This is a genomic window from Pseudochrobactrum lubricantis, from assembly GCF_041929865.1.
Lineage (GTDB): Bacteria > Pseudomonadota > Alphaproteobacteria > Rhizobiales > Rhizobiaceae > Pseudochrobactrum > Pseudochrobactrum saccharolyticum.
Genome location: NZ_JBHEEE010000004.1, coordinates 303,978 through 317,854 on the forward strand (window position 1 = coordinate 303,978; position 13,877 = coordinate 317,854).

The 13,877-nt window shown below is 53.4% G+C and carries 14 protein-coding genes; 10 read left to right on the plus strand and 4 right to left on the minus strand.

Annotated features, from left to right (window positions below; all coding sequences use genetic code 11):
* Positions 1 to 33 precede the first annotated feature (33 nt).
* From rnc to recO, 3 genes are all read left to right on the plus strand, one after another.
* The gene (gene rnc / locus JNC80_RS10610) at positions 34 to 738 is read left to right on the plus strand and encodes a ribonuclease III (RefSeq protein ID WP_151158086.1); all 705 of its coding nucleotides are present in this window, start codon (positions 34 to 36) and stop codon (positions 736 to 738) included.
* Positions 739 to 903: 165 nt separating this feature from the next.
* A complete protein-coding gene (era, locus tag JNC80_RS10615) occupies positions 904 to 1,848 on the plus strand; it encodes a GTPase Era (protein WP_075654595.1) in 945 nt (314 codons plus the stop codon).
* Between the two features lie 12 nt (positions 1,849 to 1,860).
* Complete coding sequence (gene recO, locus JNC80_RS10620) at positions 1,861 to 2,586, plus strand: DNA repair protein RecO (protein WP_075654596.1); 726 nt, start codon at positions 1,861 to 1,863, stop codon at positions 2,584 to 2,586.
* On the opposite strand, the gene JNC80_RS10625 is transcribed toward recO, so the two are convergent.
* The gene (locus tag JNC80_RS10625) at positions 2,587 to 3,819 is read right to left on the minus strand and encodes an MFS transporter (protein WP_220159358.1); all 1,233 of its coding nucleotides are present in this window, start codon (positions 3,817 to 3,819) and stop codon (positions 2,587 to 2,589) included.
* A 426-nt stretch (positions 3,820 to 4,245) separates the two neighbouring features.
* On the opposite strand from JNC80_RS10625, the gene nadA reads away from it, so the two are divergent.
* Genes nadA through panB form a run of 6 tightly spaced genes read left to right on the plus strand, consistent with a single transcriptional unit; the run spans position 4,246 to position 9,874 of the window.
* Complete coding sequence (gene nadA / locus JNC80_RS10630; protein WP_116089315.1) at positions 4,246 to 5,322, plus strand: quinolinate synthase NadA; 1,077 nt, start codon at positions 4,246 to 4,248, stop codon at positions 5,320 to 5,322.
* Between the two features lie 10 nt (positions 5,323 to 5,332).
* Complete coding sequence (locus JNC80_RS10635; protein WP_376710294.1) at positions 5,333 to 6,883, plus strand: L-aspartate oxidase; 1,551 nt, start codon at positions 5,333 to 5,335, stop codon at positions 6,881 to 6,883.
* Positions 6,883 to 7,746, plus strand: coding sequence for a carboxylating nicotinate-nucleotide diphosphorylase (nadC, locus tag JNC80_RS10640; RefSeq protein WP_376710295.1), 864 nt, complete (start codon positions 6,883 to 6,885; stop codon positions 7,744 to 7,746). Before JNC80_RS10635 ends, nadC begins: the two co-directional genes overlap by 1 nt.
* Positions 7,747 to 7,785: 39 nt before the next feature.
* Positions 7,786 to 8,643, plus strand: coding sequence for a pantoate--beta-alanine ligase (gene panC / locus JNC80_RS10645; RefSeq protein ID WP_376710296.1), 858 nt, complete (start codon positions 7,786 to 7,788; stop codon positions 8,641 to 8,643).
* 17 nt (positions 8,644 to 8,660) lie between these two features.
* Positions 8,661 to 9,053 carry an ASCH domain-containing protein gene (locus JNC80_RS10650; protein WP_075654601.1) on the plus strand — a complete coding sequence of 131 codons (393 nt, stop codon included), beginning with the start codon at positions 8,661 to 8,663 and terminating at the stop codon, positions 9,051 to 9,053.
* 11 nt (positions 9,054 to 9,064) lie between these two features.
* A complete protein-coding gene (gene panB, locus JNC80_RS10655) occupies positions 9,065 to 9,874 on the plus strand; it encodes a 3-methyl-2-oxobutanoate hydroxymethyltransferase (protein ID WP_376710297.1) in 810 nt (269 codons plus the stop codon).
* A gap of 5 nt (positions 9,875 to 9,879) precedes the next feature.
* Here panB and JNC80_RS10660 read toward each other — a convergent pair whose 3' ends face one another.
* Genes JNC80_RS10660 through ygfZ form a run of 3 tightly spaced genes read right to left on the minus strand, consistent with a single transcriptional unit; the run spans position 9,880 to position 12,411 of the window.
* Positions 9,880 to 10,884, minus strand: coding sequence for an NUDIX hydrolase (locus JNC80_RS10660; RefSeq protein WP_376710298.1), 1,005 nt, complete (start codon positions 10,882 to 10,884; stop codon positions 9,880 to 9,882).
* On the minus strand, positions 10,877 to 11,497 hold the full coding sequence (locus JNC80_RS10665) for a YfbR-like 5'-deoxynucleotidase (protein WP_075654604.1): 621 nt from the start codon (positions 11,495 to 11,497) through the stop codon (positions 10,877 to 10,879). Before JNC80_RS10665 ends, JNC80_RS10660 begins: the two co-directional genes overlap by 8 nt.
* Positions 11,497 to 12,411 carry a CAF17-like 4Fe-4S cluster assembly/insertion protein YgfZ gene (gene ygfZ / locus JNC80_RS10670; RefSeq protein ID WP_376710299.1) on the minus strand — a complete coding sequence of 305 codons (915 nt, stop codon included), beginning with the start codon at positions 12,409 to 12,411 and terminating at the stop codon, positions 11,497 to 11,499. Before ygfZ ends, JNC80_RS10665 begins: the two co-directional genes overlap by 1 nt.
* Positions 12,412 to 12,540: 129 nt before the next feature.
* Here ygfZ and JNC80_RS10675 point away from each other — a divergent pair, with 129 nt between their 5' ends.
* On the plus strand, positions 12,541 to 13,875 hold the full coding sequence (locus JNC80_RS10675; protein ID WP_376710300.1) for a dihydroorotase: 1,335 nt from the start codon (positions 12,541 to 12,543) through the stop codon (positions 13,873 to 13,875).
* Positions 13,876 to 13,877 lie beyond the last annotated feature (2 nt).

Consider the following 13,877-nt stretch of genomic DNA (forward strand, 5'->3'; position numbering starts at 1 on the left):
ACAACAATAAAGCTGCCGGTCAGGAGCCTGATAATGGTTTCTGATCGCCAGCGTATAAAAATACTGGAAGAAAAAACCGGTCATAGCTTTGTCGATCATGCGCGCCTTGAGCGCGCATTGACGCATTCCAGTGCGCGGCCGCAATCCGGTTCCAATTATGAGCGTCTGGAATTTCTCGGTGACCGCGTTCTCGGACTGATTATTGCGGAAATGCTGTTTGCAGCTTTTCCCGATGCGCCGGAAGGTGAACTGTCCGTGCGCCTGAATGCGCTGGTCAGTGCTGAAGGCTGTGCGTCCGTTGCCGATGAAATCGGTCTGGGTGATCTGATCGAAACCGGTTCCGATATCAAAAGCCTCAATGACAAGCGCTTGCTGAATGTGCGCGCCGATGTGATTGAAGCACTGATTGCCACGATTTATCTGGATGGTGGTTTGGAAGCTGCACGTGGTTTTGTGCTCAAATATTGGGAGCCACGCTCTAAAGTGAGCGATGCGGCGCGCCGTGATGCCAAAACTGAGTTGCAGGAATGGGCGCATCAGCAGGGCAAACAGCAGGGCAAGTTGCAACCTGTTTACCGTATTGTCAGCCGCACTGGTCCCGACCATGAGCCTGTCTTTGTGGTGGAAGTAGCAATTTCCGGTTTTCAGCCGGCAACCGGAACAGGACGTTCCAAGCGTATTGCCGAACAGGATGCCGCTGAAAATCTGTTGCACCGCCAAGGTGTCTGGCAGAAATAACTGATCTTATAAAGTTTCCGTATTTGCGCTAAACTTAAGCACATCCCGAAAAGTGGAAACCGGTTTTCGGAATAAGATGTGCGCTAAACTTACATAGAGCTCGTTAAACCTGCGCAGGTTCTTCAGAGCATTTCCGATACAGCGCTTGGCTTAAAAGAGATAAAAATGACTGAAATCAACCATCCGCAGGGTGACAGCACAACCACAGCAGAAGCACAGACCCGTTCGGGTTTCGTGACGCTGATTGGTGCGCCGAATGCGGGGAAATCCACTTTGGTGAACCGTTTAGTCGGCACTAAAGTGTCGATTGTAACCCATAAGGTGCAGACTACCCGTGCTCTGGTGCGTGGCATTATCACTGAAGATCAGACACAGATCGTGCTGGTTGACACACCGGGTATCTTCAAGCCGAAGCGCCGTCTTGACCGCGCTATGGTCACAACCGCATGGGGTGGTGCCCGTGATGCTGATCTGGTGCTGATCCTGCTTGATGCACAGGGCGGTCTGAATGAGTCCGCTGAGGCTTTGCTGGCCAGTGTTGAAAACACGCATCAGAAGAAAATTCTGATCCTCAACAAAGTTGATCGTGTTGACCCGCCAAAGCTGCTGGAACTGGCACAGGCCGCCAATGAGAAAGTGAAGTTTGAAAGCACTTTCATGATCTCGGCGCTGAATGGTTCGGGCTGTAAAGATCTGCTGAAATATCTGGTTGCCCAAATGCCTTACGGCCCATGGTATTATCCGGAAGATCAGATTTCCGATATGCCGATGCGCCAGCTGGCAGCGGAAGTAACCCGCGAGAAGCTCTATCTGCGCTTGCATGAAGAATTGCCTTATTCCTCGACGGTAGAAACCGAAAAGTGGGAAGAGCGCAAAGACGGTTCGGTGCGTATCGAACAGGTTGTTTATGTCGAGCGCGACAGCCAGAAGAAGATTGTTCTCGGCCATAAAGGTGAGACGATTAAGGCGATCGGACAGGCATCCCGCAAGGAAATGTCTGCTATTCTCGAACAGCCGGTTCACCTGTTCCTGTTTGTGAAAGTGCGTGATAACTGGGGCAATGACCCTGAACGTTACCGTGAAATGGGTCTGGAATTCCCGAATTCCTGAGGTTAACTGATTATGGAGTGGCGCGACGAGGGCATCATTCTCGGCACAAGACGGCACGGCGAAAGCAGTGCCATTGTGGAGGTGATGACCCGCGCCCATGGCCGCCATATGGGTGTGGTGCGCGGCGGCCGCTCCAAGCGTATGCAGCCGATGCTGCAGGTCGGCAATCATGTTTCGCTACATTGGTGGGCTCGGCTCGATGAGCATCTGGGGTCTTACCAGATTGAACCTCTGAGCTTTTCCGCAGCGCGGCTGATTGATCTGCCGGTGGCGCTGTTCGCTATTCAGCTCGCGGCAGCGCATTTGCGTCTGCTGCCGGAGCGTGACCCGCATGAAAATCTCTATGAGACATTGCAGCTCTTGCTGGAGCATTGTGACACGCCGGTTGCTGCCGGTGAGTTGCTGTTGCGTTTTGAACTGATGTTGCTGGAAGAGCTGGGCTTCGGTCTTGATCTCAAAAGCTGTGCCGCAACCGGCGGCACCACTGATCTGATTTATGTCTCGCCGAAAAGCGGACGAGCCGTCTCCCGCGATGCCGGTGCACCTTGGGCGGACCGGTTGCTGGCGATGCCGGAATTTGTCTGCAATTCCCGTGTCAGAGCCGAGACTGTGCCGGATATTTGCACGGCGTTTAAACTGACCGGCTTTTTCTTTACCCGCCATGTGTGGGAGCCGCGCGGGCAGCAACAGCCGGAGTCGCGCTCCGGCTTTATTTCTGCTTTAAATCGGGCCGCTTAATCAGGCTGCCGCGAGTACAGGACGCTGCACGGCTGTTTCGCGGATCGGCAGATGGATAAGCGCTGCAAACAATCCGAGAATAATGCTCAGCCACCACACCGCATCATAGCTGTTATAAAGCTGGTAGAGCGTGCCACCGAGCCAGACACCGATGAATGAGCCAATCTGGTGCGAGAAGAACACCATGCCGCCCAGCAGGCCGAGATGGCGTGTGCCGAACATGGTGGCGACAAGACCATTGGTCGGCGGTACGGTCGAGAGCCAGAGCAGCCCCATAATGGCCGAGAAAATCAGAACACTGGTGCCGGATTGCGGTAACAGAATAAAACCGGCGACGAGTATCGAGCGCAGCAGATAGATCAGCGCCAGCATTTTCGGCTTGGAATGGGTCTGGCCGAGGAAACCTGCACCAAGTGATCCGATAATGTTGAAGAAACCGATCAGCGCCAGTCCCCAGACCGCATAATGCTTATCCACGCCGATATCGGAAATATAGGCCGGAAAATGGGTGGTGATGAAAGCCACCTGAAAGCCGCAAACAAAGAAACCGGCAGTCAGAAACAGATAGCTTTTGTGGCTCAATGCTTCTTTGAGCGCTTCGGAAACAGTCTGCTTGGCATTTGTGTCCGGCATCCGTGCATTGGAGGCATTACCGCGCAGCGGGATGGCCAGCAGAGGCACCAGCAGCATGGCAACGCCAAGCCAGACCAGCGCATCCGACCAGCCAAAACGCTCAATCAGCCCGAGCGAAATCGGTGCAAAAGCGAACATACCCGCAGAACCGGCAGCGGTGCCAAGACCGAAGACCAAACTGCGCTGTTGTGCGCTGACGTGGCGGGCAAAGGCCGAGAGAATAATCCCGTAAGAACCGGCGGCAACACCAAGGCCGACCAGCACACCGCCGCCGATATGCAGGGCAATCGGGGCATCCGCATGTGCCATCAAGAGCAGGCCCGATGCATAGAAAATACCGGACATCAGCAACACGCGCCACGAACCATATTTATCGGCAATCATACCAAAGATTGGCTGACCGGCACCCCAGAACAGGTTTTGCAATGCCATAGCCAGACCATAGGTGCTGCGATCCCAGCCCTTGTCACCGATGATCGGCAGCTGGAAAAAGCCCATTGCCGAGCGCGGGCCAAAGGTCAGAAAGGTGATGAGACAACCGGCGATAATGATCAGCCAGGGCATGGAAGGGCTTCGATAGTCTTGCGAGCGAGTGGACATGCTGTGCGTTCTTTCAGCGGAGATGCCGGTAAATCTATTGTGTAATAGTGATTACAATATTTTTTTTGCGCTTGAAAGAGGTTTGAGTGAGAATGCTTCATCCGCTTGTCTTATTAATTGATTTTGCTGTGTTTTCAAAATTTCTGGTGCTTGGGTTTTGCGCTGTCCGAATAAGTTGATGATTAATTTTACTCACTTTGAGCAAAATAATTTCTTGTCATGAAACTGTAATAGGCATAAAGATTCGCACCACGGTATTGAGCAGTTTCAGGAAAAGTGGGTACCGGTTTTCCGTCCGAAACTGCGTCATAGGAAATGACCGCTTTTATTTTTCAAATCTTTATACTCACTTTGAGTATAAGTGATCGGGTGGCGGTTAAGGGGAACAGGAGAGGGCAGCTTTAATGCTGCTTTATGAGGCAGATTATGACGACAGCCACCACAAAAGAGAACCTGAATAAAGGTGAAATCCGCAGCGCGGCAGAACGTTTTGGCGTGCTGGAAATGCCGTCTTTGGACTATACACCGGAGATCGCTGCAGAAACCGAGCATCTCTATCAGCGCGTGGCGCATCATATCCCGCGCATCGAGTGGCCTGCTTATGCGCCTTATGTGGCGGCGATCAACCGTATCAAAAAACAGCGCAACGCCGTTATCCTCGCCCATAATTATCAGACACCGGAAATCTTCCATTGCGTGGCGGATATTGTCGGCGACAGCTTGCAGCTGGCACGGGAAGCTGCGCGTGTCGATGCCGATATTATCGTGCAATGCGGCGTGCATTTCATGGCGGAAACCTCAAAACTGCTCAGCCCTGAAAAGACCGTTCTGATACCGGATATGAAGGCAGGCTGTTCGCTGGCAGAATCCATCACCGGTGCCGATGTGCGTCTGCTGCGCGAGACTTATCCAGGTGTGCCGATTGTCACCTATGTCAACACTTCTGCTGATGTGAAGGCCGAGAGCGATATTTGCTGCACTTCTGCCAATGCTGTGCAGGTGGTGGAGAGCTTCGGTGTTGACCGCGTGCTCTGCATTCCTGATGAGTTTCTGGCGCAGAATGTGGCGGCGCAGACTTCGGTGAAAGTGCTGACATGGAAGGGGCGCTGCGAAGTGCATGAGCGCTTTACGGCAGAGGAACTGCTGGCTTACCGCGCAGCTGATCCGTCGGTGCAGATTGTTGCCCATCCGGAGTGCCCGCCGGAAGTGGTGGCCGTGGCTGATTTCGCCGGTTCCACCAAAGGCATGATTGACTATGTGCGCGATAATCGTCCGGCCAAGGTTATGCTGGTAACCGAATGCTCGATGGCCTCCAATATTGCAGCGGAAGTGCCGGAAGTGGAATTCGTTAAACCGTGCAATCTTTGCCCGCATATGAAACGCATTACTCTACCGAAAATTCTCGACACGCTGGTGAATATGAGCGGTGAGGTTTTTGTCGACGCAACAATGGCTGTCAAAGCGCGGCAGGCCGTTGAGCGTATGATTAATCTGAAGAACTGACGGCGTGGCGATGAGCACGAAACCCAATCAGATTATTATCGTTGGCGGCGGGCTGGCAGGGCTGTTTTGCGCCCTGCAGCTCAGTCCTTTGCCGGTCACTGTGATAGCGGCTGCTCCCATCGGGCAGGGTGCATCTTCCGCATGGGCGCAGGCCGGTATTGCTGCGGCTGTGTCATCCGATGATACAGTGGAAAGCCATGTAACCGATACGCTGATCGCCGGTGACGGTATTGTGGATGAGGATGTCATTCGCATGATGGCCTCTTCGGCCTCAGATCGTGTACATGATCTTCTCGAACTCGGCGTGCCGTTTGACCGCGATCTGGCCGGTCATTTGAAGGTGTCGCGCGAGGCAGCGCATAGTCATAACCGTATTGTGCGTGTGCGTGGCGATATGGCTGGCCGTGCAATCATGCAGGCTCTGGTTGCCAAAGTGCGGGAAACGCCGTCCATCATACTGATCGAAAATGCTTCGGCTTATCAGCTGATTTCGGATGCTGATGGTATCAGCGGCATTACTATCCGCCGTACAGATGGTTCCGACCAGATTTTACCTGCCCGTCAGGTGGTAATTGCCAGTGGCGGTATCGGTCATCTCTATCAGGTGACCACCAATCCGGCTGAGGCCAGCGGTTCCGGTATTGGCATGGCGGCACAGGCCGGTGCACTTTTGGCGGATATGGAATTTGTGCAGTTTCACCCGACAGCGCTGGATGTGAAGGCCGATCCAGCACCGTTGGCAACAGAGGCGCTGCGTGGTCACGGCGCGCATCTCGTCAATAAAGTTGGTGAACGCTTTATGCTGCGCCACGACAGGTCAGCAGAAATGGCGCCGCGCGATGTAGTGGCACGCGGTATTTATGAGGAGGTGATGAGCGGTCGCGGTGCTTATCTCGATTGCACTCAGGCAATCGGAGAGAGTTTTGCGCAGGAATTCCCGACCGTTTATGCCTATTGTCAGGCCGTGGGCATCGATCCGGCGCGTGATCTCATCCCCGTTGTGCCTGCAGCGCATTATTTTATGGGCGGTATTCTCACGGATATGGATGGTCGCACGACGGTTAAAGGTCTGTGGGCTTGCGGTGAGGCAGCCTCCACCGGCGCACATGGTGCCAATCGCTTAGCTTCCAATTCTTTGCTTGAAGCAGTGGTGTTTGGCGCGCGGGTAGCTGAGGCGATCAGGCAATTGCCGCAGGAGGAATGTGCAGCTCAATCTGTCGTGCAGGTTCTGCCTGCTGCAAATAAAAAGGATTGCACTGCGGCCATGCAGCAATTGCGGGCGGTTATGAGCCGTAGTTTCGGCGTTATCCGCAGGCAGGATCAGATGTTGCAGGGGCTGCAACAAATCCGGCAACTGGCACAGAGTAATCATGATCCGCTATTCGCCAATTGCTTGGCGACTGCCGAAGTGCTGGCCGTATCGGCTTTGGCTCGCAAGGAAAGCCGTGGCGGTCATTATCGCAGCGACTATCCTGAAAGCTCGGTTATCTGGCAACATCGCTCAATGATGACTTTGCAAGATGCTCAGGAAACCTATCAAAAATTAGCGGAAACTGCCTGATGAAAACTGCTTATCCTTCTGTTCTGCCGCGTCCGCTGGTTGAAGAGGCTGTGTGCAATGCCTTGCTCGAAGATCTGGGACGTGCCGGAGATATTACCAGCCATGCCACGATTTCTCCTGAAAAGCAGGCAACAGCAATACTGACTAGCCGTGAGGACGGCGTGCTTGCCGGTCTGGATTTTGTGCGTGCCGCTTTCGCACAGATTGATCCGTCTTTGGATGTTTCGATAGATGTCACAGATGCAACCCGCATCAAAGCAGGACAGGAAATTGCCCGTATCAGCGGTAATGCCCGTTCTATTTTGTCGGCTGAACGTGTGGCACTCAATTATCTGATGGTTCTGTCCGGCATTGCGACTTACACAGCACGCTTCGCGGACAAGATTGCCCATACACAGGCGAAAATCTGTGATACGCGCAAAACCATGCCCGGTATGCGCTCATTTGCCAAATATGCGGTGCGATGCGGCGGCGGTGCCAATCACCGTTTCGGTCTTGATGATGCGGTGCTGATTAAAGACAATCACATTGCCGTTGCAGGCGGGGTCAAGCAAGCGATTGAAGCCGCCCGCAGCTTTGTCGGGCATCTGGTGAAGATCGAAGTTGAAGTCGATACGCTGGAACAGATGGCAGAGGCGCTGTCTGTGCAGGCCGATGTGATTCTTCTTGATAATATGCCGCCGGAAATCCTTGTTAAGGCAGTGGAAATTAATGCCGGACGTGCAAAACTTGAGGCGTCGGGCAATATTAATTTCGACACCGTGAAAGCCGTTGCCGAGACGGGTGTCGACTATATCTCAACCTCGAAAATCACAATGTCTGCACCGACGCTTGATGTCGGGCTGGATATTATCATCACTTGATGAGATAGAGTGCGCACTGGTTTATCAGGGGATGATGATATGCAACTGATCCGCACAATTGCAGATTTACGCACGGCTTTGAGAGCCGAGCGTAGCCGTAGCAAGAGCATCGGCTTTGTGCCGACGATGGGCTACCTGCATATCGGCCATCTCACATTGGTCAAAAACAGCCAGCAGCATTGCGATGTGTCTGTGGTGTCGATTTTCGTCAATCCCACACAATTCGCACCCAATGAAGATCTGGCACAATATCCGCGTGATCTGCCCCGTGATCTGAAATTGCTGGAAGCGCAGGGCTGCGATTATGTTTTCGCACCCGATGTGAATGAGATGTATCCGGGCGGCAGCGGTAAAACATCGACCTATGTTGACGCTGGAGAGCTTTCTTCCATTCTGATGGGAGCATTACGTCCACATCATTTCCGTGGTGTGGCTACGGTCGTGAGCAAGCTGTTTAATATCGTGCAGCCGGATAAGGCTTTCTTCGGCGAGAAAGACTACCAACAGCTCGCTGTTATCAAGCGTATGGTGACTGATCTCAATCAGCCGGTGGATGTGATCGGTGTTCCGACCGTACGTGAACCGGATGGGCTGGCCTGTTCATCGCGCAACAGTCTTTTGAGTGCTGAAGACCGTGCTGCTGCTGTTATCCTGCCGCAGGCGATGCAACAGGCTCAAGTCTTGGTGGATCAGGGCGAGCGTTCGGTTACTGCATTGCGCCATGCTGTTGTCGGTAAATTGCAGCAGGAACCGCGCGGTGAAATTGAGGCCGTGGATATCCGTGATGCAGAAACACTGGCTGAAACAGCGGAGCAGCTCACCGCACCGGCAGTGTTGCTGCTGACTGTGCGTTTTGGCAAAACCCGCCTGATTGACCAGCATGTGCTGCGCTTTTAAAACTTAGTGAGAGTGCCTTGAAAATCAAAGCTCTGTCTGTGGTTGCACCTTCCGGAATTCTTATTGCGCGTGGCGAGAAAACACTGGAAGTCCGCCGCTGGTATCCGGATATCACACCGGATGAGGATCTGCTGATTATCGAAAACCGGCATTATCTTCGTCAGGACAGTGAAGAAGATCCGGATGGGCATGCTGTTGCTTTAGTGCGAGTGAAGGCTGTGCGGACATTCGAGCGAACGGACATCACTGCGGCCCGCGCTTCTTACTATGAGGACGGTTGGCTGGCGTGGGAGCTGACAAATATACGTCCGGTATTATGTGATCAGAAGGTGATCGCAGCCAGAGGTATTTATCAGGTTGAGTTGGACGATGTGTTGTTGACGTCCGGCACGCTTGAGCAGGAAGAGTAAGGGAGAGAGCCATGAGTGTTCAGAAACAAATCCGCCGTATCACGGTGCCGGAAATCCGCGCCCGCAAAGGCGGTGTGCCGCTGGTCTCTCTCACGGCCTATCATGCTCATACAGCTGCAATTGTCGATCGCTATGCGGATTTTATGCTGGTGGGTGACAGTGTCGGCATGGTGATGCATGGCATGGAGTCGACCATTGGTGTGTCTCTGGAAATGATGATTATGCACGGACAGGCGGTCATGCGTGGCTCATCCCGTGCGCTGGTCGTGGTGGATATGCCGTTCGGCTCCTATGAGGAGAGTCCGCAGGTGGCGTTCCGTAATGCGGCGCGGATTATGGCAGAGACTGGTTGTGGTGCTGTTAAGCTTGAGGGCGGCGTGCAAATGGCTGAAACGATCAGTTTTTTGACCAAGCGCGGCATTCCGGTGCTGGCGCATATCGGCCTCACTCCGCAAGCCGTGCATGTGATGGGCGGCTATAAAGTGCAGGGGCGCGATCAGGCGCTGTGGGAATTAATCAAACAAGATGCGCAGGCGGTTGCCGATGCCGGTGCTTTCGGCATTGTGCTGGAGGGTATTGTCGAGCCACTGGCACGTGAGATTACCGTGCAGGTTGCGGTGCCGACGATTGGTATCGGTGCATCAGCGGAGTGTGACGGGCAAATTCTGGTGCTGGAAGATATGCTCGGTCTGAATGACAAGCCTGCCAAATTTGTCCGCCAATATGGTGCCATTGGTGCAGCTATTGACGAGGCGGTGAAAGCCTATGCGGAAGATGTGAAAAGCCGCAGCTTTCCTAATGAGCGGCATATCTATCGCTAAATCATCTATCGCTGAGACAGCGTTACCTTTAAGCCCGGTGCTGGGCGCTCTTCCAGAACCGCACGGCGGAAACGGTAGAGTGCGGCCGGTCTTCCGCGTTGCTGGCTGAGGCTGGCACCGGTCGGCTCAACCAGCTCGGCATTTTCCACCAGACGGCGGAAATTCTGCTTATGCAGATGACGGCCGGAGATCGCCTCAACGGTTTCCTGTAATGCTGTGAGGGTGAAACAATCGGGCATCAGCTCGAAAATCACCGGACGGTATTTCAGCTTGGCACGCAGACGGGCAATTGCGGTTGCGAGAATGCGGCGATGGTCGAACACCATGGCTTTGCCGGTATGGCGTTGCAATTCGTCCAGCTGTGCGCTCGGGCTGACTGTGCCGTCAATAGTTGCTTCCCGCACCAGACCGGCTTCATAAAGCAGTTCGTAGCGTTCCAGCACGCGCTCCTCATCCCATTGAATACCATCGGTGCCAAAGGCAAGACGCAAACGTGTCAGGCGTGGTAGCTGATGCAGATCATAGGCCGGATGGCTGCGCTTGTCGCTTTGCGCCCATTCGCGCAAGGCGGGGATGATAAGCTGGTCAATAAGCGGCGGCTTGCCGCTGCGCCAGTCTTCCCACGGCAGAAAATCATACCAATATTGCCAGTCATTATCCGGCTGTTCGCCGTTCTGACGGGTCAGTGCCAGATAGCCGACAGAAATCACATGGGTATCATCGGTCGGCATGGCAGATTTGGCACGGCCACGGTCGCCGAATGTATAAAGTTGCTCTACATAGCCGAGGCGCAGAGCCGTTTGCGCTTCCACCCATAGCCGCAAACCCATTTCTAATGTGCGATGTTTTAGCGGATCAAACCGTCCGTAAGGGAGTGAAAGCGCGGCAGACATTTCGTGTGCTGCGGGCATTTCATGGTCGTCAGAGCAGAGAATAACCGGACGGTTATTGTTGATTGTAACCACTGCAGCACTCAAACCCACCTCAACGACAGCGGAAACATCAGCCATGAATTTGTGTCTCCAATGCGTTGAATCGGTTGATAAAAGCCTGTTCTATCTCTGCGGTTGGCCGTGGTGATAAATCAAAGTGACCGGCATGGAAACCGCGCGGACGACCAAAAAACTCTGCAGCCTCTGCCGTGCTGAAACCAGCCAGCTCTGTTGCTTCAAAATAAGCGGAAACAATGTCAGCTTTCTTAATCGCTTTTTTTAAAACTGCAGGCACGGTTGCAGGCAGGGAGAAGCGCAGATGAATGGCTGTTTCCAGTCGCGCTTCAATCTGTTTATAGGCACCGCCCATCACCGCCTTGAAGGGCGAGATCATATCGCCGATCACATATTCCGGTGCATCATGCAGCAAGGCCAGCAGCTGATGCTGCAAAGGAGCAGCCGGATTTTGCTCACGGAAAATCTGTTCCACCAGCAGCGAATGCTGCGCTACAGAATAGGCGTGATCACCACGGGTCTGGCCGTTCCAGCGGGCAACACGCGCCAGCCCATGGGCAATATCACTGATTTCAATATCCAGCGGTGATGGATCAAGCAAATCCAGCCTGCGGCCTGACAACATACGCTGCCATGCCCGAACCGGTTTTGTTTTGGCACCGCCGGATACTGCCATCAGTCTGCCGCTCCTTCGGGGAAGGTGAATTTAGCATAGGCAGGAATTGTCAGGCTGACCTCTGTTTCACCGGCAAGCAGCGGAATGTTTTTATCGAGCGCGTCTTTAACGCGGTCGATGCGAACCAGAGCGAGCGCGTTGCTGCCGTTGACACTGCGCAAGGTGCCAACCTCTTTGCCACCGGCAGTAATCGGCGTGTCTGATGCGGGCAGATCGGCCTGCGCCGTCACCTGCAAAATTCGGCGTCGTGCAGTGCCGCGATGTTGCATGCGGGACACGACTTCCTGTCCGACGAAGCAGCCCTTCTTGAAGGATACACCGCTGAATTGCTCGAAATTAATATCATGCGGGAAAACATCATTCATGATGAAATCCGCACCGCCTTCGGCAATGCCATAGTGAATACGCAAAGTTGCCCATGCATCGCGATCAGATTGCGTGGCGGGGGAGGCGCTGCCGCTCTCAGCATAATGACGCAGGACATTCGCTTCTTCAGGGAAACGCTCATCGCGCACGGTCTGATAGCTCTCAAGGCTAATTGAATCACTTTCTGAACTGCCTGAATCAGTTTTCCAGCTCAGTCTGATAATTGATTCATTTAAAACGATAATTTCCGCTTTGGCACGCAGGCGATAAAGCGTGAGACGTTTGGCAAAAACCTCTGCCACATCCTTCGCAATATCAATGCGGAAGCCATCCTCAATACGCGAGATCAGAAAATCGAACTGGATTTTACCCTGCGGACTCAGCAATGCCGAAACACGCAGAACGCCGTTTTCGAGGGAGGTCAGATCAGCTGTGAAAATGGATTGCAGAAATGTTTCCGCATCGGGACCACGCACGAGAATCTGTGTGCGGTCGTCGAGATTTCCGGTTGGTCCGGTAAACAGAGTTAAAGGTTCTGTCGTTGTCATATCAACTTTCCGGTTTATAAAGCAGTGCAGATGCAATTATCTTGATATTCATCGCTTTGTTACGTAAGCCGCATTGCGAGTAATCGCAAGTCAGGAACAGCGAGTTATCGCAAGACAGGAGAGCCGCGAATGACCACAACATTCGATACGATTTTCAAAGGTGCAACGGTAGTCAATCATGACGGCAGTGCCGTTCGTGATATCGGCGTTAAAAACGGTCGCATTATCGCTATCGGTTCCCTGTCAGAGAATGCCGCAGGCGAGGTTATCAACTGTACCGGCCTGCATATTTTGCCGGGCGTTGTGGACAGTCAGGTGCATTTCCGTGAGCCGGGTCTGGAGCATAAAGAAGATTTGCAGACCGGTTCGCTTGCAGCAGTACTTGGCGGTGTGACCTCTGTTTTCGAAATGCCGAATACCAAGCCGCTTACAACTTCTCCTGAAGCGCTGGCTGACAAAGTAAAACGCGGAACCCATCGCATGCATTGCGATTTCGCTTTCTGGGTTGGCGGTACACGTGACAATGCTAAAGATGTGCCTGAGTTGGAGCGCCTGCCGGGTGCTGCGGGTATCAAGGTTTTCATGGGCTCTTCAACCGGCGATCTGCTGGTGGAAGATGATGAAGGTGTGGCTTCCATTCTGCGCAATACACGCCGCCGCGCAGCTTTCCACTCGGAAGATGAATTCCGCCTGCGTGAACGTGAAGGTCTGCGTGTTGAAAACGATCCGTCCAGCCATCCGGTCTGGCGCGATGAGATTGCAGCACTGACCTGCACCCAGCGTTTGGTGCGCATTGCCCGCGAAACCGGTGCGCGTATCCATGTGCTGCATATTTCGACTGCGGAAGAAATTGAATTCCTGAAAGATTATAAAGATGTGGCAACCTGTGAAGCGACACCGCATCACCTGACACTGTCTTCGGAAGATTATAAAACACTCGGCAATCTCATTCAGATGAACCCGCCGGTACGCGATGCACGTCACCGCGATGGTATCTGGCAAGGTATCGGGCAGGGCGTTGTCGATGTACTTGGTTCCGACCATGCACCGCATACGCTGGAAGAAAAGCAGAAGCCTTATCCGGCATCGCCATCGGGCATGACAGGTGTGCAGACACTGGTTCCTATCATGCTCGATCATGTGAATGCCGGTCGCCTGTCACTGGAACGCTTTGTTGATCTGTCGTCTCACGACCCGAGCCGTATTTTCGGTATGTCTCGTAAAGGTCGCATTGCAGTCGGTTATGATGCGGATCTGACGATTGTTGATATGAAACGCAGCGTAACCATTACTCATGAACAGGCTGGCTCCAAGGCTGGCTGGACACCATATCATGGCAAGACAGTCACCGGCTGGCCTGTTGGTACTATCGTACGCGGTCATAAAGTGATGTGGGAAGGTGAGATCGTTAATCCTGCACTCGGTGAGTCTGTGGAATTTGTTGAGGCACTTCCGAGAAATTAAGA